The organism is Aliidongia dinghuensis (genome assembly GCF_014643535.1).
Lineage (GTDB): Bacteria > Pseudomonadota > Alphaproteobacteria > ATCC43930 > CGMCC-115725 > Aliidongia > Aliidongia dinghuensis.
In genome coordinates this window covers 497617-520222 of sequence record NZ_BMJQ01000002.1, presented here as the reverse complement: position 1 = coordinate 520222, position 22606 = coordinate 497617, and the positions used below count along the sequence as shown (strand labels likewise).

Sequence of the window (22606 nt, the reverse complement as noted above, 5' to 3'; positions counted from 1 at the left end):
ACCTTCACCACCAGACGCCCCTCATGTGCCGCTGGCTCTCCTATCTAGGCCCCGAGACCTATTTCGACCGGCTGCTCTACGAGCCGCAATATTCCCTGGTCCAGCAGGCGCTGGCGGCGCGCAAGTCGATCTCGACCACGCAGGGCGACGGGTTCGGGCTCGGCTGGTACGGCGATCATCCCGACCCGGGCCTCTATCGCGAGGCGCTGCCGGCCTGGAACGACCGGAACCTGCGCTCGCTCGCACGCCAGCTGCGCGCCCGGCTGTTCTTCGCCCATGTCCGCGCCTCGACCGGCACCGACACGGCACGCAGCAATTGCCACCCGTTCGCGCACGACAAATGGCTGTTCATGCACAACGGCCAGATCGGCGGCTATGCCCGGCTCCGGCGCCGGCTCGAGGCCAAGATCCCCGACGCGCTCTACCCGCTGCGCGCCGGCACGACCGACAGCGAGACCGCGTTCTACCTGCTGTTCCGCCATGATCCCGACGCCGATCCGGCGGCAGCGATCCGCGCCATGCTCGCCGACATCGAGGCCGAGCGCTTGGGTGCCAGCATCGACGAGCCGCTGCGCTTCACCGCGGCCTTGAGCGACGGCCGGCGCATCGTCGCCGTGCGCTACGCCAGCGACGACCGGCCGCCCAGCCTCTATTGGCGCGAGGATGACGGCGCCGTCATTATCGTGTCGGAACCGCTCGACGGCGATGGCCAGCGCTGGAACCGGGTTCCGCGCAACCATTTCCTGGTCACCGCACCGGACCAAGGCGTGACACTCCGCCCCATTGCCATGTGATCGATGGCACTGCGCGATCGGTGGAAAATCTCCCAGGCTATTCTATGATGATGTGACTTCATCCCACATCGAGCGACACCCATGGTAGATTTCGACCGGGCGGATGCACGCATCCTGGCCCGGCTCCAGACCGACGCCGACGTCACGATCGCCGAACTGGCGGAGGCCGTCGGCCTGTCGAGCAACGCCTGCTGGCGCCGCGTCAAGGCGCTCGAGGAGCAAGGGGTGATCAAGAGCCGCGTGGCATTGCTCGATGCCGCCAGGCTCGGCCTCGGCAGCACGGTGTTCGTCAGCATCCGCACCAGCCAGCACAGCGAGGAATGGCTCGAGAGCTTCGCCAAGGGCGTCGCCACGATCCCCGAGATCGTCGAGGTCTATCGCATGAGCGGCGATGTCGACTATCTTCTAAAGATCATCGTGTCCGACATCGCGCACTACGACCGGGTCTATCGCAAGCTGATCCGCGTCGCGAGCCTGCAGGACGTGAGCTCGAGCTTCGCCATGGAGCGGCTGAAGCACACGACCGCCCTGCCCTTGTCCGAAGTCGCGTTCAAGCCGTGACGCCGCGGTTGGCGCTGACGCTCGCGGAGCCTTACCGCTGGCTTGGCATTTCGCGCGCAGGCGGCTATCACCACCCGTCCACCCTCACCATGCAAGACCCGATCCCATGAGCGATGTCCCGCCCGACCGGCTGTCGACCGACCCGAAGAGCCCCCATTTCGACGAGGCCGCGCTGGCGCGCGGCGTCGGCATCCGCTTCGACGGTGCCGAGAAGACGACCGTCGAGGAATATTGCGTGAGCGAGGGCTGGATCCGCGTCGCGGTCGGCCGCACGCTGAACCGCCGCGGCCAGCCGATGACCATCAAGCTCAAGGGCGTGGTCGAGCCCTATTTCCGCGACGTCGCGCCGACAGCGTAAGCCCCCTCAGGACGGGACCGGCTCAGAACTGCACGAGGTCGGTCCGGGTCAGGACCACGTGCCCGGCGACCCCCGGCGCGTTCAGCATGTGCCAGGCCAGGTATTGCTCGGCATAGGGCGAATCGGACGAGACCCCGTCGACCGGGACCACGACCTCGAAGCCGCGCAGCGCCGCCTCCTCCGCCGTGAGCAGCACCGCGCCCTGGGCAGCGACGCCGACCGTGATCACGGTCTTGATGCCGCGCGCCCTGAGGCGCGCTTCCAGGTCGGTGCCGAGGAACTTGTCGGCGCTCGACGTGACCGTAGGCTCGCCGCCGACCGGCGCCGCCTCCTTCAGGACGGCGGCGGCCGTGCTGCCCGGGACCAGGCTGTAACCAACCATCATGCCGGCACGGCGCGCGCGCTCGAGCAGGCCGTGGATCGCCGGCAGGGTTGCGAGGCAGCGCGGCCGCCGCTCGGCATTGCAGGTCTGGGGCACGATGTCGAGCACGAGCAGCGCCGTCGTCTTCGGGTCGACCGTTGCCGGCTTCAAGGCCGGCACCGCCGGCGGCTGGACGGTCGCCCATTCGTCGATGATGGTCGCGGCCTCGGCCGAGGGCACGAGCAATGACCACAAGGACGAGGCCAGCATGGTGGCGAGCCCGAGGACGGCAAGGCGGCGCGTGGTAGGCGGTGGCGAGGACATGGCGTCGAACTCCCCAAATCGGCCCTGATCCCATCGAATGGGATCATATCGGTTGGCAGACCGTTCCCCGGCAGTCAAGAGGTCGCACCCGGCGCCCCAACACGAAACCCGAGCGCGACCAGCGGCCTAGGCCCGGCACTGTCGAATTATTTTACACATCCGTGACAAACGCCGCCGATTCGCCGTCGGGGCGGGGAAATCGAGACCGGGCAAGGCCTTGCCCGGTGCGGCCTCGAATCGGCCCGCTGATCTGCAGTTGCGCCGATTTAAAATGAAAAAATCCCTGGTCCGGGCGGCCGGCGGGGGCCCCGTCGAGATTCCTTACGGTCGCCTGAGGGCGTACCGCACCCAACCGATCGATCGGAAAAAATCCTTTATTATTCAACAAATTAAACTTGTGGCACGAGATATGCTCTGGGTCTGCCAGGGAGTACTGGTTAGGGGCCGACTATCATGCGCACCTTGTTCGGAATCCTGGCGGCGGCCACCGTCGCCCTGAGCATCGCTTCACCGGCCAAGGCCGACCTGATCACGAACGGCGGGTTCGAGACCGGTGATTTCACCGGCTGGATCCACGGCGGCAATCTGGGCGACACCTCTGTCGGCAGCTTCCCCATCGCGCCGAACAGCGGCAATTTCGCGGCCGAACTCGGCCCGATCGGCTCCGACGGCACACTGTCGCAGACCATCACCACGGTCGTGGGCGACGTCTATCAACTGAGCTATTTCCACATCTACGCGCTCGGCGACAACACGCCCGACGACTGGTCGGTCAGCTTCGACGGCATGCTGTTGCAGTCGGAGGCGAACGTCTCGACCCCGCAGACCTGGACCCAGTACACGTTCGACGTGACCGCCGTCGACACGTCGGCGACGCTGCTGTTCGCCTTCCGCGACGATCCGAGTTTTCAGGGCCTCGATGATGTGTCGCTGGTCGACCTAGGCCCCGCCACCAGCGTGCCGGAGCCCGCAAGCCTGGCACTGCTCGCTTCAGGCCTCATCGCGCTTGGCCTGATCACCCGTCGGAAGCCGGCCCGCCTACCCGTCGATTGACGCCGCACCTTACCGGAGACCCCGCACCTTACCGGACCGGCAAGCCGGCCTGCCTGCGCCCTTCTCGATCGAGCCCCGGGGCGCAGGCAGGTCTTTTCTTTCGGACGATGGCTTGTGTCTTTATGGGCGCGGCGGGATCTCGATGCCGCGCTGCACGGCCGGCCGGGCCAGGCCCCGCTCGAGCCAGGCGGGCACATGCTTCAACGTGTCGAACCCGACGATCTCACGCGCGCCGTAGAATCCCACCAGGTTGCGCACCCAGCCGAGCGTCGCGATGTCGGCGATGGTGTAGGCCTCGCCCATGAGCCAGTCGCGCCCTTCGAGCCGGGTCTCGAGCACGCCCAGCAAACGCTCGGACTCGGCGCGGTAGCGCTCATGCGGCCGCTTGTCCTCGTACTCGCGCCCGGCGAACTTGTGGAAGAAGCCCAGCTGGCCGAACATCGGGCCGATCGCCGCCATCTGGAAGAACACCCACTGGATCGTCTCGTAGCGCTCCGCCGGGTCGCCGGGCAGGAACCGGCCCGTCTTCTCCGCCAGATAGAGCAGGATGGCGCCTGATTCGAAGAGCGCCAGCGGCCGCCCGCCCGGGCCGTTCGGATCGATCATCGCCGGGATCTTGCCGTTCGGGTTGAGCGACAGGAATTCCGGCGTCCAGCTCTCGTTGGCGCCGATATTGACCGTATGCGGCTCGTACGGCAGCCCGGTCTCCTCCAGCATGATCGACGCCTTGACCCCATTCGGCGTCGGCAGGGAGTAGAGCTGGATCCGGTCCGGATGCTTCGCCGGCCAACGCTTCGTGATCGGGAAGGCGGAAAGATCGGTCATGTGGCTGGGTGCCCCTGATTGAAGAGCCGGGCGAACGCCGGCCCGAAAGAAGGAGCGGTAGATTTAGGTGCGGGGCGGGAGGGGGACAATGGGGGGATGGGATCGGCTCAATGTCGGCGAGTGGCCGATATGAGACCGTCCACTATCGGCTCGCGAGACCGTCCGAGGGACATAACACAGCTCAGTGCCCCCTCAGGCAGCCGCGGGGCTTGCTCACCTGGAGAGTCAAAATCGGCGCCCCATGCCCAACAATGCCCCATGCCCAACAATGCCCCATGCCCAACAATGCTCAGGGCGCCGATTGAGCCAATACCGACAGCGCGCGAAAGGAGGTCGGGCCGAAGTCAGGCTTTATAAATCTTGAATGCAAAGTCATTTGGATCTGGGTTGTTCGCCGTGGCCAGAGCGTATCCTTTCATCGGACCGTTACAGGTGCAGAAATCTCTGACATAAGCTAGGCCATACTGCCTTGCCGAGGGAACCGTCGGGTCGTTCGAAATAAGAGCCGAAAGTTCGTCTGCGTCACTTTTCTTTGCGGGCCGACGCGCTCCGGTGTAGCCAGGCAACTTCGGCCGCCCGCTCGAATCAATCAGCAGTCCGTCGCCGTATTTCAACTGAGTCGTCAGGCCGGTAATTTCGTTATGATTTAAATCAGACTGCGCTTCGTACTGATTCTCGTTCGTCAAGATCGGATTATTATCGACGCCAAAATACTTCCCGTTATTCAAGGCGGAAAGCGGATACTTATCATCAAACTGGACAGGAAATGACCACCGATCATGGTAGGTCGTACGGTCGGGTTCCTTTAGCGGCGCGTCCATCATCCAATTCATGATCTTTTTGAAGTCGATGGAACTCAGGGCGGTGCTTGCCAGCATCTTCGTCCCGTCCAACAACAGATCCACCCAGGTGGCGGCCTCCACGCCGGATAGCGGGGAGAATCTGGGGAGCGGAAGCAGGGCTACCGCACAGGATGCGGCTGATACGCAAAAAAGCCGCCGGCGCGTAAGGATTGTTCCCGGAACGCTACCGGCATAATCGGGCCATGCTTTGGTCGAAGCTGAGGAAATTTTCATGAGAGATCCTCCATTCTTTCGGATCAATTCGGATAAAATCTCACAATTCACCGCGCCATACATGATATTGCATGATATAGACGTCAAATTTTTCAGAGCCATGCTTTAAGTAACAAATATACTATTATAAAATAGTCCGAATACGGCCTCGCTCCTGGAGGAGTTCTGCCAAATTTCGATGGAAACGGTATCAAAATATGCCACTTATTTTCAACCTAGGCAAGTTTTTTTAATTTATATTCGCGCATAAGATCCATCCTTTCGCCCCAAATCGAGGCGCCGACACATAGGCCACCCCTCCCTCGGGGATGAATCCCCCAGCACCTGCCTACCAATGATGGAGTATGTTGCGCCCGATGGTCGGCGGCTCGTGCCCGCCGGACCAATCCCCAAGAGAGGGGCCGCCAATGGCGACCGCGCCCGAGAGCAAACCTGCCGCCCAAGCTGCTGCCAAACCGCCCGCCCAGCGCCCGCCCGCGGCGAAGCAAGCGGCCGCCAAGCCGGACCCGGCCGAGGCCGATCCCGGCTTCGCGCCCATGGTGCTGGCACGGCTCGGCTATGGCGCCAGGCCCGGCGAGGTCCAGGCGTTCCGGGCGATGGGCTATCGCGCGTGGCTCGACGAGCAGCTGGCGCCGCCGGCGGGCGACGAACCGGCGGTCGCGGCCAAGCTCGCGCGCACGACCTTCCACATCAAATATGCCGAGGGGAAGGACAAGGCCTACCCGGCGGTGGACGAGATGCGGCCGCTTGCAACGCTCGGCCAGCCGATCGAGGCGGTCTGGCCCACCGTGGCCGAGCGCGACAAGCACGACGGACAGGAGCGGCGCCGGCCACTCATGGAGGTCATGGCCGCGACCGTGATCCGTGCCACCTTCGCGCGCCACCAGCTGCGCGAGGTGCTGGTCCAGTTCTGGCACGACCACTTCAACGTCGACGCCTGGGACCAGGACCAGGTCATGGTGGCGCTGCCGACCTATGACCGCGACGTGATCCGGCGCCATGCGCTCGGCAATTTCCGCGCATTCCTCGAGGCGGTCGCGAGCTCGACCGCCATGCTCTATTACCTGTCGAACAAATCGTCGCGCGCGGGGGCGGCGAATGAGAATTTCGGGCGCGAGCTGTTCGAGCTCCATACGCTCGGCGCCGACGCCTATCTCAACGACAAGTACGACCGCTGGCGCGAGGTGCCGGGCGCGCTCAAGGGGCAGCCGGCGGGATATATCGACCAGGACGTCTATGAATCCGCGCGCGCGTTTACCGGCTGGACGGTCGAGGACGGCACCGGGCTCGACGGCCGGCGCAAGCTGCCCAACACCGGCAAGTTCGCGTATGTCGAGACTTGGCACGACGGCTATCAGAAGCGCGTGCTCGCGACCGAGTTCGACGCGTTCCAGCCGGCCATGGCCGACGGGCGCAAGGTCCTGGACCTGGTGGCGTTCCACCCGGCGACGGCCCAGCATCTCTGCCGCAAGCTCGTGGTCCGGCTCGCCGGCGAGAATGCCTCGGCGGCGCTCGTGGCAGAGGCGGTCGCGGTCTGGCAGAAGCAGGCCCATGCCCATGACCAGATCGCTGAGGTCGTGCGCGCGATCGTGACCTCGCCCGAGTTCAAGGCGACGCGCGGCCGCAAGGTGCGCCGGCCGCTGGCGCTCGCCGCCGGCTTCGCACGCGCGACCGAGCTCGACATCGTGCCGACCGAGCCGCTCCTGAACGGCATCGCCTATGCCGGCCAGCGGCTCTACGGCTATGCCCCACCGACCGGCCTGCCCGACCGGCGCGACATCCTGCTCTCGACCAACGCCATGCGCCAGCGCTGGCAGCTGGTGCTGGCGGTCGCCGAGAATTCCTGGGGCACGGGGACCGTCGATCTGGCCCACCTCATGGGGCCGGCCGCCGCCACGCCGCGCGCCGCCGCGGCCTTCTGGCTTCAGGCGATGACCGGCGCGTTCGACCCGGCTGAGACCGAGGCGCTCGCGAGCGGGCTCGGCTGGCCGCCCGATGGCCCGCTGCCGCCGGGTGCCCCCAATACCCAGAAACAGCTCGCCCGCATCGCCGCCTTCGCCGCCATGGCCCCGGGGTTCCAGACATGCTGAGCCATCCCACCCGCCGATCGATCCTGGGCGGCGGCCTCGCCGGGCTCGCCGCCGGGCTGCTGCCGGTGCCGGGCTTGCGCAATCTCGCGTTCGGCGGCACGGGGCCGGACCGGCCGCTGCTGGTCGTGGTCCATCTGCGCGGCGGCTGCGACGGCTTGAACCTGATCTCGCCCGCAACCGACCCGGAGTTCATCGACGCACGCGCGAGCGAGCTGCGCGTCGCGGTCGACGGGCCGGACGCGGGCCATGCGCTCGCGAACGGGCCTGACCCGAAGATCGATTTCCGCCTGCATCCGCAGGCGGCGGGCCTGGCCGAACTCTACAAGGGCGGCCAGTTGGCATTCCTCCATGCGGTGGGCCTGACCGACGGCACGCGTAGCCATTTCGTCGCGACCGACATGATCGAACGCGGCGTCGCCGATGCCGCAGCACTCAACCGGCAGAACGACGGCTGGCTGACGCGCGCGCTCGGCACCGACGGCGCCGCCCGCGGCCTGGTCGCGGCCTCGGCCTCGGGCACGATCTCGGGCGAGCTCCTGGGCCTGCCCTCCGCCATTGCCGTGCCGGGCCTCGATGGGGGCTTGGCGCCGCCGGGCGGGCCGCAGGCGGCCGAGGTGCTGAAGCGGCTCTATGCCTTTGCGCAGGGCGACGTCGGCATCGCCGGGCGTGACGCGCTTGGCGCCATGGCGACGATCGACGGCCGCCTGTCGCGCGATCCCCAAGGCCACATCCAGCCCTATCAGGCGGAGGCGCATGTCGACTATGGCCCCGCCGCCGACTTCGGCCGGCCGCTCAAGACGCTGGCGCAGCTCATCAAGATGGATATCGGGCTCGAAGCGGCGACCGTCGACATCGGCGGCTGGGACACGCACGAGTACCAGCCCGGCCGGTTCAAGGCCGCGGTCGACCATCTGTCGAACGGCATCGCGCAATTCTGGAACGACATGGCGCGCTATCACGACCGGATGATCCTCGTGACGCTGACCGAGTTCGGCCGGCGGCTGCGCTCGAACAAGAGCCAGGGCACGGACCATGGCCGGGCCGGCGTCATGGCGGTGCTGGGCGGCAAGGTGCACGGCGGACGCTTCTACGGCGCCTGGCCGGGCATGACGCCCGACCGGCTCGACGAGGGCGTCGACCTGGCCGTCGCGACCGACTATCGCCGCGTGCTGACCGAGGTGCTGGAGGCGCGCGAGGGTCGCCGGCTGCCTTCGGTCTTCCAGGGCTACAGCTATCCCGGAGCGCTCGGCCTGTTCGGCGCCGCCCCCGGCAAGGCTTGAGCCCATCCGCTCGCCGGCCCATACTCGCGCCCCAGCAACGGTGAGGGGGACGGCATGCGCAGCCATCACGACATGGGCGGGCTCGAAGCGGGGCCGGTCGTCCCGAGCGAGCATGACTACGCGCCCTGGGAAAAGCGCGTCGACGCGCTGATGATGCTCTTGTCGGCGCGCGGCCTGCTCAAGGTCGACGAGCTCCGCCGCAACATCGAGGCGATCGGGCCCGAGGCCTATGACCGCATGAGCTATTACGAGCGCTGGATCACCTCCATCACCCAGACCCTGCTGCAGCGCGGCGTGCTGACGTCCGACGAGTTGGGCAGGCGCATGGAGGAAATGAAGGCGCGCCACGCAGCGGAGCAGGCGCAGTGAGCGGGCCCGCGACCGACGCCATCCCGGCCCGCTTCAAGCCGGGCGACCGGGTGACGGTGCGCGAGGCCTATCCACTGGGCCATCTCCGCACGCCCTTTTACGCCCGCGGTGCGACCGGCGTCGTCGAGCGCCTGTGCGGTGCCTTCGCCAACCCGGAGGAGCTCGCGTTCAACCGGCCCGGCCTGCCGGCCCAGCCGCTCTATCGCGTCCGCTTCCGCCAAGCCGAGCTCTGGGCCGACTACCGCGGCCCGGCGCGCGACACGATCGAGATCGAAATCTATCAGCATTGGCTGGAGGCGGCGCCATGAGCGGCCAACCCCATGATCATCACGTCCAAGGGCATCACGACCACGACCACGATCATGACCACCCGCACGCCCCGCCGCCGGATGCGGACAGCGACCTCACATACCATCAGGCAATGGAGCTCGCCGTCACGTCGCTCCTGCTCGAGAAGGGCGTATTCTCGGCCGACGACATGCGCCGGCAGATCGAGGCGATGGACGCGCGCCATCCGGGCTTGGGCGGCAAGCTCGTCGCACGCTGCTGGGTCGATCCCGCCTTCAAGGCGCGGGCCTTGGCCGACGGCAGTGCGGCCTGCCGCGAGATCGGCCTCGAGATCGGCCCGTTGAAGCTGATCGTGGTCGAGAACACGGCCGAGGTGCACAACCTCATCGTCTGCACGCTTTGCTCCTGCTATCCGCGCATGCTCCTGGGCCTGCCGCCCGACTGGTACAAGAGCCGGGCCTACCGCAGCCGCGCCGTGCACGAGCCGCGCGCGGTGCTCGCCGAATTCGGGACCCACATCCCGGACGACGTCGAGGTCCGCGTCCATGATTCGACGGCCGACATGCGCTACCTGGTGCTGCCGCGCCGGCCGGCCGGCACCGAGGGCTGGGACGAGGCGCGGCTCGCGGACCTCGCCACCCGCGACAGTATGGTCGGCGTTGCCTTTGCTACTTCAGCGGGTTAACGCCTCGTTCGTCATTTGTCCCTAATTTTACAGAGGAGGGGAGTACAAGGAGACGAACGTTGCGCAGTCGGTGGCAATATACGCCGACGTCCAGTCACACGGCGGCACCTGTCGCGACCGCCGAGCCGATCCCGACGCCCGTTGCTTCGCCCGCTCCCGCCCCCACCATCCCGAGCCTCGATGCGTCCAAAGACGCGCGTTGGGCGCAGCTCGTCGAGCTGATCGCCAAGCTGCCGCCCGACAAGGCGGAGCAGTTGCGCGCCATGCTGGGCGCCGACAGTCTCGTGCTCACCCACTCGGCCGGCTTCGGCCAGGTGCTGCAGGCGCTGGAGCTGCGCCGCAGCGGCGATCGCGGCCCGGCGGCCGGCGAGCCCCTGATGCGCCGCGTCTGCCAGCTCCTGGAGCCGTTCCTGATCGACGAGCCGGACGATAGCGATACGGGCGTCATCCGGCGGCAATCGCTCGTGCCCTGGTGGGAGGCGTCGCTCGCCCAGTCGGCGGCGCTGCGCGAAATCGACGAGACCTACCGGCGCGCCGCCGCGGCCAAGGTCCCGGCCGAGATGGAGCGGCTCGAGGAGGAGGCGATGGCCGAGCTCGCGCGCCGTGCCAAGACGCTCGCCTTCAAGAACACGGCCCAGGCGGTGATCGAGGACGTGCGCCGCATCGGCATCGTGCTCGCCGGCGGTGCCGCGTTGGCCCGGGCGCTGAAGGATCTGAGCGTCGACGGACCGCCCCAGGCCCCGGGCATCGAGCTCGACGCCGTGCTGGTCCGCCGCTTCGGCAAGGCCTACGAGGCGCTGAGTACCAACCGCCAGTTCGACCCGGTCTGGCTCGGCCATGCCGTAATGAACCATCTGGCGCGGCCCTGGGAGGTGGTTACCCTCATCCATCGCGTGACCGGCTGCACCGACATCCAGATGCTGGAGCAGACCGAGCTGGCGCCGCTCGTCGACCGGGCCATCGGCCAGCTGGTCGCGGTCGCCGAAGAGGCGGTGCGCGCGATCCGCGAGGCCGCGCGCGGACGCAAGGCCGACCAGATCGAGACGGCCGCCCGATGCGCCAATCTTTATTTCGACCTGGCCGAATCGATCGCCCGCGAGATCAAGCTCGAACGGGCGTCGCATTGGGGCCAGGCCTACATGGCGTCGCGCAAGCAACTGTCGGACCTCATTCCCGCCAAGCTCGGCGATTTCGAGGAGACGATCACCGACTTCCTCGACGACTGGCGGCCGGGCGAGCACAGCCGCGCCGATCACCCGGCCTTTTTCGATGCGATCTCCGCCGCCGACTTCATCGGCGCCATGAAACTGCGCGCAGCGCGCCACGGTTTCGGCATGCCGTTCGGCGGCCTCGAACGGCGGCTGCAGGATGCGCTCGGCCGGCCGATGAAGCGGCCGCCGGCCGGTCGCCCCGACTTCTGGCCGGTACAGAAGCGGCGCCTGCTCGAGGGCCTGCGGCTCATCTGATCGCGCGTCACGAACCGGCTCCTTGCCAAACTGACCTTTGCCAAACCGGCCCCTTGCCAAACCGATCGGCGAGACGCACCCTCCTCCCCGAACCTGCGCGCGGAGGAGGGCGGCATGGCACGGTCGGTTCTGACGATCCCAGGGGCGATCCCAGTGGCGATCTCAGCGGCGATCGCCGTCCTGGCGATAAGCGGCGCAGCGCTCGCGGCCCCGCCGTCCGCAGCACCCGTCGTGACGGCCGACCAGGTGCAGGCAGCCCCGCATCCCTATGACGAGAGCGCCGACGCGCACCAGACGCTGGCGGCGGCGTTCGCCGCGGCGAAATCCTCCGGCAAGAAGGTGCTGGTCGATTTCGGCGCCAACTGGTGCCCCGATTGCCGGGCGCTCGGCGGCATCCTGGCGCTCGACCAGATCCGGAGCTATGTCGCGGCCCACTACGAGGTCGCGGTGATCGACGTCGGCCGCTTCAACAAGAACCTCGACATCCCGGCCGCCTACGGCTTCAAGCTGCGCGGCATCCCGACCGTGATGGTGGTCGATCCTGGGAGCAACCAGGTCCTGAACCGCGACGGCCTCGAGGCCCTGGGCGACGCCGGCACGATGCCGCCCCAGGCGGTGGTCGACCAGCTCGTACGCTGGACCGAGCGCCCGGCGGGCTGAGAAGTTTTTCCTCTCCCGTCGTCCCCGCGAGAGGCGGGGACCCAGGGTTGCCGCGCTGGATCTCTGGCCGAAAATCTTGCTTGTAGCTCTGGATTCCCGCCTTCGCGGGAATGACGGAGGGGAGCTTGGCGCCTTACCCGGCCCGCACGCGCGTGAGGAAATCCTCGACCTTGCGCTCGAGCGTGTCGGACTGGTGCGAGAGCTCGTCGGCGGCGGCCAGCACCTGACCCGCGGCCGAGCCGGTCTCGCCGGCGGCGAGCGTCACCCCACCGATCTTCTGCGCGACCTCGCCGGTGCCGTCGGCGGCATGGGTCACGTTGCGCGAGATTTCCTCGGTCGCGGCACTCTGTTCCTCGACCGCCGCCGCGATCGCGCTCGCGATCTCGTTGATTTCGTCGATCGTCCGGCCGATGCCCTTGATCGCGCCGACCGCATCGCCGGTCGCCGTCTGGATCGCCGCGATCTGCTGCGCGATCTCCTCGGTCGCCCGCGCGGTCTGCGCCGCCAGGTTCTTGACCTCGCTTGCCACGACCGCGAAGCCCTTGCCGGCGTCGCCCGCCCGGGCAGCCTCGATCGTCGCGTTCAGGGCCAGGAGGTTGGTCTGGCTCGCGATCTGGCTGATGAGCGCCACGACCTCGCCGATCTTCTGCGCGCTTTCGGCCAGCGCATTGACCGTGCCGCCCGTCGCCTCCGCCTGGCGCGCCGCTTGGCCCGCGATCGCGGCCGAGCGGCCGACCTGGCCGCCGATCTCGCGGATCGAGGCGGCGAGCTCGGCCGAGGCAGAGGCCACGGTCTGCACGTCTTCGAGCGCGCCGTGCGTCGCCTCGGCCACCTCGGTCGATTGCGCCGACGCCCGGCTCGCCGTCTCGCTCAAGGTTTCGGCCGACGACTGCAGCTGGACCGATGCCGCGGACACGGCCGTGACCACGCCCTTGACGCTCGCCTCGAACCCGTCGGCCAGCACCGCGAGGGCTGCCCGCCGCTCCCGCTCGGCCTCGGCCTTCGCCGCCTCCTGCTCGTGGCGCAGCCGGTCGGTCTCGGCAAGGTTCGTCTTGAACACGGCGACCGTGCGCGCCATGTCGCCGAGCTCGTCCTTCTGCCCCAGGCACGGGACCCCGACGTCGTGCGTACCACCAGCGAGGCGCTGCATGGCGTCGTTGAGGCCGATGAGGGGCCGCGCGATGGCCCAGGTCATGGCAAAGCCGACCGCGACGAGCAGCACGACCGCAGCCCCGGCGGTCCAGCCCATGAGGCCGGCACCACGGCCGGTCGCCCGCGTCACGGCCGTGACCTCGTCGCCGGCCCCGCGGGCGGCACCGGCGGCCACGCCGTCCAGCAGCTCGACCAGCTTGGCGCGCAGCGGCTCCACCTGCCCGGACGCCTGTTCGGCGGTCGCCTTGTTGAGCGCCACCACGCTGTCGGCCAGGTCGACATAGCCCTTGACCCGGCCGGTCGCCTCGTCGATCGCCGTGCCGAGCGGGCCGTCGCCGGCCAGCGTCTTGGCCGAGTTCATGTATTCGACGATGAGCCCGGTGGCGCGCCGGGCGAGCGCGATCTGCGTCGCATCGCCCGTTGCGAAATAGCGCAGCACGCTGACGCGCTGGTCGCCGAAACGGTCGCGCGCGTCGGTCAGGTTCTCGACCGCCGCCGGATTATCGGCCTTCGCCTGATTGATCGCCTGCTGCAGCGCCTGCAGGATCTGGCCGTTCGCCACCAGGAACGGCCCGTTGCGGGCGTCGAGCGCCTTCTTGCGGAACTCGGCGAGCTTGGCGAGCGCAGGGCTGAGCTGGCCCCAGGCATCCCGCGCCTGATCGAGCGCCTGGGCCAGTGTCGCATCGTCTGTGCGGGCGCGCGCCTCGCCGATCGCCTTGGCGCCGTCCGCGGCATAGCCGGCAACAGCCTCCTCGGCCTTCGCGGCCTCGTCCGACTTCTGCGCCAGCATCATGTGCTGCTGCTCGATGAGCGCGCCGCGGAGCGCCAGCTGCACCCGGTCGGTCGCCGTCGCGACGGCGAAGGCCGCGTCGATGCCGCCGATGTTGCGCTCGGCCGTGCCGAAGCCACGCAAACCGACGATCGCCATGGCGGCGACCAGGATTGCTGTAATGCCCAGCCCCAGGACCATCTTGGTCCGGATCTTGAGATCGATCAGCCAACGGAACATGCTGCAGCCTCCCCGCGCCGGTGCCGGCGTTTGGTCCGCCCGCAGCATTGCCGTGGAAGCTTAAGACTTTCTCTAGACGGTCGCCGGAATCAGTTGCCGAAACGGTCCGGCACCGGCGGCAGGTCCTGCATCCAGCGCGTAAGGCGGGCGGCGGGGAAGATCCAGACCGTGCCGGTCACGACGTAATAGGCGACCTCGATGAGCTGATTGTCCGGCAGCACCGCCACCGCCAGCCGCATGACGGCAAGCGCATAGATCGCCAGCCCCAGGATGAGGCCAAGCGTGCCGAAAAGAATGCGCAAGCGCATGAATCCACCCAACCCGTTCCACCATCGGGCCGCGGCACCGGGGCGCCGCGCCGCCGATCCATAGCAGGTCGAACGCGGCGCAGCCAGCCCGGGTAATCCGCAAGGCCGGGCGATCAGGCCGAGAGCCGGTCCCGGCCGTGCGGGGCGGCGAAGTCGATCGCCGGTCCGACCGGCACGATCTGGGTCGGGTTGACCGTGCGCTGGCTCACGTAATAGTGCCGCTTGATATGGTCGAGGCTGACGGTCTCGGCGATGCCGGGCATCTGGTAGAGGTCGCGGACATAGCCCCAGAGATTGGGGAAGCTCCGGAGTGTTTGCCGGTTGCACTTGAAATGGCCGTGATAGACCGCGTCGAACCGGACAAGCGTCGTGAACAGCCGCCAGTCCGCCTCGGTCAGCCGGTCGCCGAAGAGATAGCGGCCGCGGCCCAAGCGCGCCTCGAGCTCGTCGAGCATGGCGAAGAGCGCGTGGTAGGCAGCCTCGTAGGCTGCCTGCGATGTCGCGAAGCCCGCCTTGTAGACGCCGTTGTTGACCGCGTCGTAGATCCGCGCGTTGAGCGCATCGATCTCGCCCCTGAGATCGACCGGATAATAGTCATGGGACGCATCACCCAAGGCGGCGAGCGGGCCGTTCATCAGGCGGATGATTTCGGATGATTCATTGTTGACGATGGTGCGCGCCTGCTTGTCCCACAGCACCGGCACGGTGACGCGGCCGGTATAGGTGGGGTCGGCCGCAGTATAGACCTGATGCAGGAATTCGGCGCCCGTCACCGGATCGGCGTCGGCGAAGCGCCAGCCTTGGTCCAGCATCAAGGGGTCGACTACGCTCAGCGAGATGGCCGCTTCGAGCCGCTTCAGCTTGCGGAAGATGATGGTGCGATGCGCCCAGGGGCAGGCGAGCGATACGATGAGGTGGTAGCGCCCGGCCTCGACCGGAAAGCGGGCGCCAGGCTCGGCGCTCACCTGGTGGCGGAACGCGGAGTCCGCACGCTGGAAGGTGCCACCGGTCCGCTTCGTGTCATACCAGACGTCCTGCCAGACACCGTCGACGAGCATGCCCATGATCTCTCTCCGTTGTTGCGGCGTCGATGATCAGGCGCGCGGCAGGTCGGCCAGGACCAGGTCATACGCGTCCGGCCCGCCGATCGTGAGCCGCGTCTCGTCGGCGATGGCGACGCCGGCCCGGTTGGGCACCGCAATGCCGTTGACCACGATCGAGCCCGCCGACGGCACCAGATAGACGAGGCGGCCCGGCTCGATGTCGATCTCAAGCCCCTGGCCCGGGGCCATGCTGGCACCGAACAGGGTCGCGTCCTGGTGGATCGGCAGCACGCCTTCGTCGGTAATACGGCCGGAGGCGAGCGGCAGCAGCCGGCCCGCCCGCCCGACCTTCGGGAAGCGGCGCGCGGCCCAGGCCGGGGCCACCCCGCGCCGCGCCGGCTCGATCCAGATCTGGAACAGCTCCGTCGTCTCCGCCTCGCGATTGTGCTCGGCATGCATGATGCCGCGCCCGGCCGACATCACCTGCACGTCGCCCGCTTCGGTCCGGCCGACATTGTTCAGATGGTCCGTGTGCGTGATGGCGCCCTGCCGGACATAGGTGATGATCTCCATGTCGCGGTGGCCGTGCAGATCGAAGCCTGTGCCGGCCGCGATCCGATCGTCGTTCCAGACGCGCAGCGGGCCGAAGCCCATGCGCGACGGATCGTCGTATGAGGAAAAGCTGAAATGGTGCCGGGCATCGAGCCACTCGTTCCGGAACGCGCCGAGCTGTTCGTATGGGGTGACATGGATCATGGTGACGGCCTCTCGGAACGAAGGATTTCCTTGGTTCCAAAGATGGCTTGTCGACAACTGGCGGACAATCGGGCGAAATCCAAACAGACTGTTCCGCAAAACCGACCGATGATCACACCCCCACCCGAGGTGGTTAGTCCCGGTGTGTGATGGTTGGGTTGAAACGAGCGACTGCTGAACCATTGTCGCCGTCTCGGCGCGAGCGGGCTGCCGCCCCACACGGGACAATCGGCACTATTCAACGAGATGTTGCGGGCGCTTGATCTACAGGTCTGGATTTTCCAAATAGTAATACCCAATTATCGGCTGCACCAATCTCTTTAGTATAAGGAATTGACGGAATGATGTAGTTTAGTTGACGCGTAGTAATTCCAGATTTTCATCCGAAGTCATGGGGAGGTTGCAATGCAATCGCGTGAGGGTTGTTGTGCCTTTACCGATCCTCGGAACAGCGGACGGCGGGCATTTTTGAAAGCTGGAATGGGTGTCGGGGCGGTGACGCTGGTGGCGGGGACATGGTTTGGCGTGGGCCAGGCGGAAGCCGCTGCGTTGACCCAGGCCCAACGGGACGCCCTGACGCCGGACCAGATCATCGAGATGATGAAGAAAGGCAATGAGCGGTTCCGATCGGGCAAAATGAAAGCGCAGGATTTCCTTGCGCAGAAGCGAGCCAGTGCGGCAGGCCAATATCCGGCCGCGGCCATTTTGAGCTGCATCGATTCCCGCGCGCCGGCGGAAATCATTCTGGACATGGGTATCGGCGATACTTTCAACGCCCGCGTCGCGGGAAACATCGCCAATCAGGATATGCTCGGCAGCCTGGAATTCGCCTGTGCGGTGGAGGGCGCGAAGGTCGTTCTGGTGATGGGCCATACGGCGTGCGGAGCGATCAAGGGTGCGATCGACAATGTGCAGCTCGGCAACCTGACGGGGCTGCTTGACACGATCAAGCCGGCAATTGCCGCAACTCAGTATGCGGGTGAGCGCAGCAGCAAGAACGCCGGGTTTGTTGAAGCCGTGGCGCGTTCGAACGTGCGGCTGGCCATCGACACGATACGGAGCGGCAGTCCCACCCTGGCGGACCTGGAAAAGACCGGGAAAATCAAGATAGTCGGATCGATGTACAACCTCAGCAACGGCGAGGTGACGTTTCTGACCTAGAGCCGGATCGGAATGAGTGGAATCGCTTGGCGATCCACTCATTTCGTGAATCCGTCTCTAATCAAATAGGTAGAGCGCGATTCACGCATTGGCTGGTTCCAGCCAATGCGACCGCGCTCTAGCTGGCGCCTCAGCGTCCCTCGCGGCGCCAGGCGAGGATCAGGGTGCCGAGCGCCAGGATGAGCGCCGCCCAGGCGGGCATGAGCGGCGTCTCGTCGAGGCCGGTCACGATATAGTCGCCGTTCGCGCGGAAGCCGATCCAGCCGCGGCCGGCCGCGTCCCGCCCCGGGGCAACCCGGCGGACGTCCGGCAAGCTGGTGCCGGTGCCGGCCCAATTGATGCTGCCGCCGGTCGCGTCCGTGACGGGTTTCAGCTTGTCGGGCGTCGTGCGCACGTCGGCGAACTCGATCGGGTTGAGCGCGCCGGCGGCGGCGATGGCCGTGCGCGTGCCGTCGCTGATACGGTAGAGGCCGCTCGCCGTGATCGGCACGACGGCGACGGACCGGCCGCCGCTCTGCGGGTTCATCGTCACCGTCTCGGTCTTGCCGTCGGGCCGGGTGAGCTCGACCGGGTGGTTGTCGGGCTCGAGCGTGCGCCGCGTGATGGTGAGCCGCGAGCCTTCGACCATGCCGCGCAGGTCGTTCTCCTCGAGGTCCGGCTCCTTCATCAACCAATAGGCGAGCCGGCGCAGCAGCTCGGCCTGCGGCCCACCGCCCTCGAAGCCGCGCGTCCAGAGCCACATGTCGTCGGACAGGATCTGGGCGACACGGCCCTCGCCGACCCGATCGAGCACCAGCAGCGGCTCGCCATTGAGGCCGGTCATGACGGTCTGGCCGTGGTGCACCGTCGCCTCGACCTGGCGGAACCAGCGGCCCCACGTCGGCTCGCCGTTCGGATTCTTGGGAGCGCCGGGCAGGTCGGCGGTCACCGGATGACGCGAGCCCAATTCGGTGACCTTGGGCTTGAAGCCCTGCTCGTAGACCTCGCCCGATGGCTCGGTCGGCAGTACGGAGCCCAAAGGCGTCCGATAGAGCGTCGTGGCGGTGCCAAGGCTGGGCCCCGCCGCCTCCAAGAGCGCCCCGCCCTTGCGCACATAGCGGGCGATATTCTCGAGATACGTCGCCGGCAGCACGCCGCGCCGCCGGTAGCGGTCGAAGATGACCAGATCGAACTCGTCCAGCTTGACCTCGAACAGCTCGCGGATCGGGAACGCGATCAGCGACAGCTCGCGGATCGGCGTGCCGTCCTGCTTCTCCGGCGGGCGCAGGATGGTGAAATGCACGAGGTCGACCGACGGGTCGGCCTTCAAGAGGTTGCGCCAGGTCCGCTCGCCCGCGTGCGGCTCGCCCGAGACGAGGAGCACGCGCAGCCGGTCGCGCACGCCGTTGATCACGACGACCGCCCGGTTGTTGTCGAGCGTCAGCTCGTGCGGGCCCGGCTCGACCTCGACCTCGAACACGGTCTGGCCGCCGTGATCGATCATGACCGGCAGGCTCACGTCATGGCCGATCGGCATGTTGAGCGTGCGCGTCTCGCCGCCGTCCTTGCGCACGGTCACCCGCGCGGTCTGCGGATATGTGGCCCGCTCGGCGGCGCTGCCGCCCAGGTCCTCGACCTTGAGCGTCAGCTGCACTTCCTTGCCGACGATGCCGAAGCTGGGCGCCTGTGTCACGACGATGCGCCGGTCGCCCTCGTCCGGATGGCCCGACAGCAGGACATGGAGCGGCGCCGTCAGGCCCGAGCGGTCGGCCGGCGGCACGTCATGAACCTGGCCGTCCGTCACCATGGCGATGCCGGCGACGCGTTGCGGCGGCACGTCGGCGAGAGCCGCCTCAGCCGCGCCGAACAGTTCGGTGCCACGGTCGCCGGTCTGGGCCGGATCGCTGGCGCCGGCGTCGATCGTGCGAACCTCGAGGTTCGGCAGAGCTGCAAGCTTGTCCTGCAGCCCCTTGACCGCCGCATCGGTCGCGGCCCGCCGGTCGCCGATCGACTGGCTGGGCGAGACGTCCTTCACGATGAGCGCCACGTCCTTCTGCGGCCGGCGCTGTTCCTCGACAAGCGAGGGATTGGCGACCGCCGCCAGCAGGATCGCGAGAGCGACCAGGCGCCAGGTCGTCCCGCGCGCACGCCGCCACCAGCCGAACCCCAGGATGACGAGGCCCAGAAGCCCCGCCACGATAATCACCGTCCAGGGCAGGAGCGGGGCGAAGGCGATGCCGTAGCCGGTCATTGGCCGAGGCGCTCCAGGATCGCCGGCACATGGACCTGGTCGGCCTTGTAGTTGCCGGTCAACGCATACATCACGAGATTGACGCCGAAACGATAGGCCTGCTCACGCTGCGCCTCGCCACCCGGCACGACCGGCAGGCTCGGAAAGCCCTGACCGTCGACCGCCCAGGCGCCGGCCCAGTCGTTGGCGCCGACGACGACGGTCGAGACACCGTCATTGGTCCGATCCTCCGCCGGCTCGACCCAGAGCGTGCCGCCGATCCAGCGCCCGGGAAAATCCTGCATCAGGTAGAACGACTTGGTCAGCACATGGTCAGCCGGCACGGCGACGAGCGGCGGGATCTTCACGCCCGCGAGCAGCGTCTGCAACCGGCGCGCAGTGTCTGCGACACCGTAGGCGCCGGGCAGGCCCGTGCCCTGGTCGCGCGTGTCGAACAGGATCGTCCCGCCGGTCGCGAGGTAGCGGTTGACCCGTTCCGCCGCCGCGGGGCTGAGCGGCTTCTGCGTCCCGGTGATCGGCCAGTAGATGAGCGGGAAGAAAATGAGTTCGTCGGCCTCGACGTCGACCGCCATCGGATCGCCGGCCTCGACCGCGGTGCGCCGGCTCAGCACGTTGCCGAGCCCGACGAGGCCCGCCTTGCTCATCGCGTCGGTCTCGCCATCGCCGGTCACCACATAGGCGAGGCGCAGCTCACTGGTGGCGGCGACCGTAAAGGCATCCGGCCCGTTGGTTGCCGAAGCGGGCGCCGAAGATTGGGGCGCCGATTGGGGCGGCGCCGCCTGAGCCGGTGCCGCGGCCAAGGCCAGCGCGATCAGCACGCCCGCGAGCCCGGCGCGGCGCGGCCGGAGCAGGCCGCGCAGGCCATAGCCGATCAGGATGTCGATCAGGCCCAGCAGCAGCGCCGCGCCGAGCAGCCCGGGCCGGAGATCGACCTCCGGCATCCGGGTGTAGTTCTCGGCGACGACGCCGACCGGCAGCGAGCCGAAGGCGGCGAGCGACGGCACGGTGGGCCCGAGATTGAGCGCCCGATGGGTCGTCTCGTTGCCATAGAAGCCCGGCGGATGGGCCGGCCCGAGCGTGATCTTGGCCGCCTCGGCCGTGTTGAGCGGCTGCGCCGTCGCAAGCGGTGCGCCAAGATGCCCGTACCCGTCGAGCACCCGCCAGGGCGGCAGCACCGCGTCACCGGTGCCCTCGACGCCTTGGCCCAGCTGCACCAGGCGGCGCAGCATGTCGACGAACAGGCCCGAGAGCGCCAGGTTCGACCAGGCGGTATTGGCGCTGGTGTGGACGAGCACGAGCCAGCCCTTGCCGCGCTGCTGGGCCGTGACGAGCGGCGTGCCGTCCGTGAGCCGCGCCCAGGTCTTGGAGGCAAGATCGACCGCGGGCTCGGCCAGCACCTGCCGGTCGACCGTCACGTCCGCCGGCACGGGCAGGCCCGCGAACGGCGTGCCGGCCGGGAACTCGGCGAGATGGGCCGGCTTCTCCCACGACATGGCGCCGCCGATCGTGCGCCCGCCTCGGCGCAGCATGACTGGCAGCAGGTTGTCGTCCTCGCGCTGGGCCATGGTCGGTCCGGCGAAGCGCAGGAGCACCCCGCCGGCCTCGATCCAGTGGCCGATCGCCTGGTCCTGCTCCGGCGGGCCCGGGTCGCCGTCGGGCAGGACGAGCAGCGTGAGCGAGCGCCCGAGCAGCTCGGTGACGGTGCCGTGCCGAAGCTCGGCAAAGGGCGAGAGCGCGCGGTCGAGGTAATAGGTGTCGCTCAAGAGTGGCTGGCTGCTGCCGCTCGGCCGGTCCGTGGCGATGCCGACCGGGCGGCGGCGCGAGGATTCGTCGACCAGTTCGGTGGCGCCGGCCGAGGCCTCGCCCTCGATCTCGATCCGGCCGACCCGGTTGCGCAACTCGCTCGGCATGGGAATCGCGACATCGAGCGTCGTGCTGTCAGAGCGGAATTGCCCCTCCGCCTCGGCTATCTGCCGGCCGTCCTCGCTCGCCGCGCGCAGGCGGACGGTCGGCGCCTCGCCCTGGGTCGCGCGCTCGACCCGCACGGTCAGGTCTTTCGCCTCGCCGGGGCCTGGTTCGATGAGCCGCGCCAGCCGCTCGTCCGGCGGGACCACCAGCCGCACCGGCCCGAGGCCGCGCAGCGTCTCGAACAGCTGCTTGACCCCGCCGCGATCGTCGAGCCCGTCCGCCAGATAGAAGATCGTCGCCCCGGCCGGGATCGGCAGCCCCTTCAAGCGCTCGGCCGCCGCCGCGCGGTCGGTCGGCCAGGGCTTGGGCGCCAGGCCCGAAATGCGGCCGCGCGCATCGGCCGGGCGCTGCAGCGTCGCGGGTTCGGCCGGCTGTCCGGCCGCGGTCGTGACCAGCACCACGCGACGGTCGGCGCGATCCGCCTGGTCGATGATCTCGTCCGCCCGTCGCTGCATCTCGGGCCAATTGGCCGCCGATGCCCAGCCGTCATCGACGACCAGCACCACCGGCCCCGCGCCCGGCAGCTCGGCCGCCGGATTGAGCAGCGGATGGGCCAAGCCCACGATCAGCAGCGACGCGATCACGAGGCGCAGCAGGATGAGCCACCACGGCGTCTTGGCCGGCGTCTCGTCGGCCGGGTTGAGCCCCATCAGGAGGCGGATCGCCGGGAAGCGCACGATGGTCGGCGCCGGCGGCGTCACGCGGATCAGCCACCAGAGCACCGGCAGTACCGCGAAACCGGCGAGCAGCCAGGGAGCGGCAAAACCGAAGGCGCCGAAACCCAGCATC

At 68.0% G+C, this 22606-nt stretch carries 21 protein-coding genes; 12 read left to right on the top strand and 9 right to left on the bottom strand.

What is annotated here, in order from left to right:
- Window positions 1–23: 23 nt before the first annotated feature.
- From IEY58_RS05785 to IEY58_RS05775, 3 genes are all read left to right on the top strand, one after another.
- Window positions 24–794 (top strand): class II glutamine amidotransferase, encoded by a 771-nt coding sequence (locus IEY58_RS05785; protein ID WP_189043425.1) that lies wholly within the window; start codon window positions 24–26, stop codon window positions 792–794.
- 81 nt (window positions 795–875) lie between these two features.
- On the top strand, window positions 876–1355 hold the full coding sequence (locus IEY58_RS05780; RefSeq protein ID WP_189043423.1) for an Lrp/AsnC family transcriptional regulator: 480 nt from the start codon (window positions 876–878) through the stop codon (window positions 1353–1355).
- Window positions 1356–1461: 106 nt separating this feature from the next.
- Complete coding sequence (locus IEY58_RS05775; RefSeq protein ID WP_189043421.1) at window positions 1462–1713, top strand: DUF3297 family protein; 252 nt, start codon at window positions 1462–1464, stop codon at window positions 1711–1713.
- A 22-nt stretch (window positions 1714–1735) separates the two neighbouring features.
- Here IEY58_RS05775 and IEY58_RS05770 read toward each other — a convergent pair whose 3' ends face one another.
- Complete coding sequence (locus IEY58_RS05770; protein WP_229743513.1) at window positions 1736–2398, bottom strand: cysteine hydrolase; 663 nt, start codon at window positions 2396–2398, stop codon at window positions 1736–1738.
- 453 nt (window positions 2399–2851) lie between these two features.
- Between IEY58_RS05770 and IEY58_RS05765 the strand changes: the two genes are divergently transcribed.
- The gene (locus tag IEY58_RS05765) at window positions 2852–3451 is read left to right on the top strand and encodes a PEP-CTERM sorting domain-containing protein (RefSeq protein WP_189043419.1); all 600 of its coding nucleotides are present in this window, start codon (window positions 2852–2854) and stop codon (window positions 3449–3451) included.
- Window positions 3452–3571: 120 nt separating this feature from the next.
- Here IEY58_RS05765 and IEY58_RS05760 read toward each other — a convergent pair whose 3' ends face one another.
- Window positions 3572–4276, bottom strand: coding sequence for a glutathione S-transferase N-terminal domain-containing protein (locus tag IEY58_RS05760; protein ID WP_189043417.1), 705 nt, complete (start codon window positions 4274–4276; stop codon window positions 3572–3574).
- Window positions 4277–4620: 344 nt separating this feature from the next.
- Window positions 4621–5352, bottom strand: a complete 732-nt coding sequence (locus tag IEY58_RS05755; protein ID WP_189043415.1) for a hypothetical protein — start codon at window positions 5350–5352, stop codon at window positions 4621–4623.
- Between the two features lie 407 nt (window positions 5353–5759).
- Here IEY58_RS05755 and IEY58_RS05750 point away from each other — a divergent pair, with 407 nt between their 5' ends.
- The 7 genes from IEY58_RS05750 to IEY58_RS05720 all read left to right on the top strand — a co-directional run bounded on the left by IEY58_RS05750 (window position 5760) and on the right by IEY58_RS05720 (window position 12190).
- Window positions 5760–7442 (top strand): DUF1800 domain-containing protein, encoded by a 1683-nt coding sequence (locus tag IEY58_RS05750; RefSeq protein ID WP_189043413.1) that lies wholly within the window; start codon window positions 5760–5762, stop codon window positions 7440–7442.
- Window positions 7436–8722 (top strand): DUF1501 domain-containing protein, encoded by a 1287-nt coding sequence (locus tag IEY58_RS05745; protein ID WP_189043411.1) that lies wholly within the window; start codon window positions 7436–7438, stop codon window positions 8720–8722. The genes IEY58_RS05750 and IEY58_RS05745 overlap by 7 nt, the downstream gene beginning before the upstream one ends.
- A 54-nt stretch (window positions 8723–8776) precedes the next feature.
- A complete protein-coding gene (locus tag IEY58_RS34580; RefSeq protein WP_189043409.1) occupies window positions 8777–9091 on the top strand; it encodes an SH3-like domain-containing protein in 315 nt (104 codons plus the stop codon).
- Complete coding sequence (locus tag IEY58_RS34575; protein WP_189043407.1) at window positions 9088–9399, top strand: SH3-like domain-containing protein; 312 nt, start codon at window positions 9088–9090, stop codon at window positions 9397–9399. The genes IEY58_RS34580 and IEY58_RS34575 overlap by 4 nt, the downstream gene beginning before the upstream one ends.
- Entirely contained in the window at window positions 9396–10064 is a 669-nt protein-coding gene (locus tag IEY58_RS05730) for a nitrile hydratase subunit alpha (protein ID WP_189043405.1), read from the top strand. The genes IEY58_RS34575 and IEY58_RS05730 overlap by 4 nt, the downstream gene beginning before the upstream one ends.
- A 59-nt stretch (window positions 10065–10123) precedes the next feature.
- Window positions 10124–11530, top strand: a complete 1407-nt coding sequence (locus IEY58_RS05725; protein WP_189043404.1) for a hypothetical protein — start codon at window positions 10124–10126, stop codon at window positions 11528–11530.
- Window positions 11531–11644: 114 nt separating this feature from the next.
- On the top strand, window positions 11645–12190 hold the full coding sequence (locus tag IEY58_RS05720; protein WP_189043402.1) for a thioredoxin family protein: 546 nt from the start codon (window positions 11645–11647) through the stop codon (window positions 12188–12190).
- A 133-nt stretch (window positions 12191–12323) separates the two neighbouring features.
- Here IEY58_RS05720 and IEY58_RS05715 read toward each other — a convergent pair whose 3' ends face one another.
- The 4 genes from IEY58_RS05715 to IEY58_RS05700 all read right to left on the bottom strand — a co-directional run bounded on the left by IEY58_RS05715 (window position 12324) and on the right by IEY58_RS05700 (window position 16458).
- Window positions 12324–14351 carry a methyl-accepting chemotaxis protein gene (locus IEY58_RS05715; RefSeq protein ID WP_189043399.1) on the bottom strand — a complete coding sequence of 676 codons (2028 nt, stop codon included), beginning with the start codon at window positions 14349–14351 and terminating at the stop codon, window positions 12324–12326.
- Window positions 14352–14440: 89 nt separating this feature from the next.
- On the bottom strand, window positions 14441–14653 hold the full coding sequence (locus IEY58_RS05710) for a DUF2842 domain-containing protein (RefSeq protein ID WP_189043397.1): 213 nt from the start codon (window positions 14651–14653) through the stop codon (window positions 14441–14443).
- A gap of 119 nt (window positions 14654–14772) precedes the next feature.
- Window positions 14773–15723, bottom strand: a complete 951-nt coding sequence (locus IEY58_RS05705; RefSeq protein ID WP_189043395.1) for a glutathione S-transferase family protein — start codon at window positions 15721–15723, stop codon at window positions 14773–14775.
- Between the two features lie 30 nt (window positions 15724–15753).
- Window positions 15754–16458, bottom strand: coding sequence for a pirin family protein (locus IEY58_RS05700; RefSeq protein WP_189043393.1), 705 nt, complete (start codon window positions 16456–16458; stop codon window positions 15754–15756).
- Between the two features lie 405 nt (window positions 16459–16863).
- On the opposite strand from IEY58_RS05700, the gene IEY58_RS05695 reads away from it, so the two are divergent.
- Entirely contained in the window at window positions 16864–17619 is a 756-nt protein-coding gene (locus tag IEY58_RS05695; protein WP_189043386.1) for a carbonic anhydrase family protein, read from the top strand.
- A 130-nt stretch (window positions 17620–17749) separates the two neighbouring features.
- On the opposite strand, the gene IEY58_RS05690 is transcribed toward IEY58_RS05695, so the two are convergent.
- Together IEY58_RS05690 and IEY58_RS05685 are read right to left on the bottom strand one after the other, a co-directional pair.
- Window positions 17750–19849 (bottom strand): hypothetical protein, encoded by a 2100-nt coding sequence (locus IEY58_RS05690; protein WP_189043384.1) that lies wholly within the window; start codon window positions 19847–19849, stop codon window positions 17750–17752.
- Window positions 19846–22605: a DUF4159 domain-containing protein gene (locus IEY58_RS05685; RefSeq protein WP_189043383.1), complete on the bottom strand. Its 2760-nt coding sequence runs from the start codon at window positions 22603–22605 to the stop codon at window positions 19846–19848. Before IEY58_RS05685 ends, IEY58_RS05690 begins: the two co-directional genes overlap by 4 nt.
- Window position 22606 lies beyond the last annotated feature (1 nt).

Excerpts from the sequence above, each read along its gene's own strand:
- IEY58_RS05785 (WP_189043425.1), top strand. The coding sequence starts at position 24 with ATGTGCCGCTGGCTCTCCTATCTAGGCCCCGAGACCTATTTCGACCGG.
- IEY58_RS05780 (WP_189043423.1), top strand. The coding sequence starts at position 876 with ATGGTAGATTTCGACCGGGCGGATGCACGCATCCTGGCCCGGCTCCAG.
- IEY58_RS05775 (WP_189043421.1), top strand. The coding sequence starts at position 1,462 with ATGAGCGATGTCCCGCCCGACCGGCTGTCGACCGACCCGAAGAGCCCC.
- IEY58_RS05770 (WP_229743513.1), bottom strand. The coding sequence starts at position 2,398 with ATGTCCTCGCCACCGCCTACCACGCGCCGCCTTGCCGTCCTCGGGCTC.
- IEY58_RS05765 (WP_189043419.1), top strand. The coding sequence starts at position 2,852 with ATGCGCACCTTGTTCGGAATCCTGGCGGCGGCCACCGTCGCCCTGAGC.
- IEY58_RS05760 (WP_189043417.1), bottom strand. The coding sequence starts at position 4,276 with ATGACCGATCTTTCCGCCTTCCCGATCACGAAGCGTTGGCCGGCGAAG.
- IEY58_RS05755 (WP_189043415.1), bottom strand. The coding sequence starts at position 5,352 with ATGAAAATTTCCTCAGCTTCGACCAAAGCATGGCCCGATTATGCCGGT.
- IEY58_RS05750 (WP_189043413.1), top strand. The coding sequence starts at position 5,760 with ATGGCGACCGCGCCCGAGAGCAAACCTGCCGCCCAAGCTGCTGCCAAA.
- IEY58_RS05745 (WP_189043411.1), top strand. The coding sequence starts at position 7,436 with ATGCTGAGCCATCCCACCCGCCGATCGATCCTGGGCGGCGGCCTCGCC.
- IEY58_RS34580 (WP_189043409.1), top strand. The coding sequence starts at position 8,777 with ATGCGCAGCCATCACGACATGGGCGGGCTCGAAGCGGGGCCGGTCGTC.
- IEY58_RS05730 (WP_189043405.1), top strand. The coding sequence starts at position 9,396 with ATGAGCGGCCAACCCCATGATCATCACGTCCAAGGGCATCACGACCAC.
- IEY58_RS05720 (WP_189043402.1), top strand. The coding sequence starts at position 11,645 with ATGGCACGGTCGGTTCTGACGATCCCAGGGGCGATCCCAGTGGCGATC.
- IEY58_RS05715 (WP_189043399.1), bottom strand. The coding sequence starts at position 14,351 with ATGTTCCGTTGGCTGATCGATCTCAAGATCCGGACCAAGATGGTCCTG.
- IEY58_RS05705 (WP_189043395.1), bottom strand. The coding sequence starts at position 15,723 with ATGGGCATGCTCGTCGACGGTGTCTGGCAGGACGTCTGGTATGACACG.
- IEY58_RS05700 (WP_189043393.1), bottom strand. The coding sequence starts at position 16,458 with ATGATCCATGTCACCCCATACGAACAGCTCGGCGCGTTCCGGAACGAG.
- IEY58_RS05695 (WP_189043386.1), top strand. The coding sequence starts at position 16,864 with ATGCAATCGCGTGAGGGTTGTTGTGCCTTTACCGATCCTCGGAACAGC.
- IEY58_RS05690 (WP_189043384.1), bottom strand. The coding sequence starts at position 19,849 with ATGACCGGCTACGGCATCGCCTTCGCCCCGCTCCTGCCCTGGACGGTG.
- IEY58_RS05685 (WP_189043383.1), bottom strand. The coding sequence starts at position 22,605 with ATGCTGGGTTTCGGCGCCTTCGGTTTTGCCGCTCCCTGGCTGCTCGCC.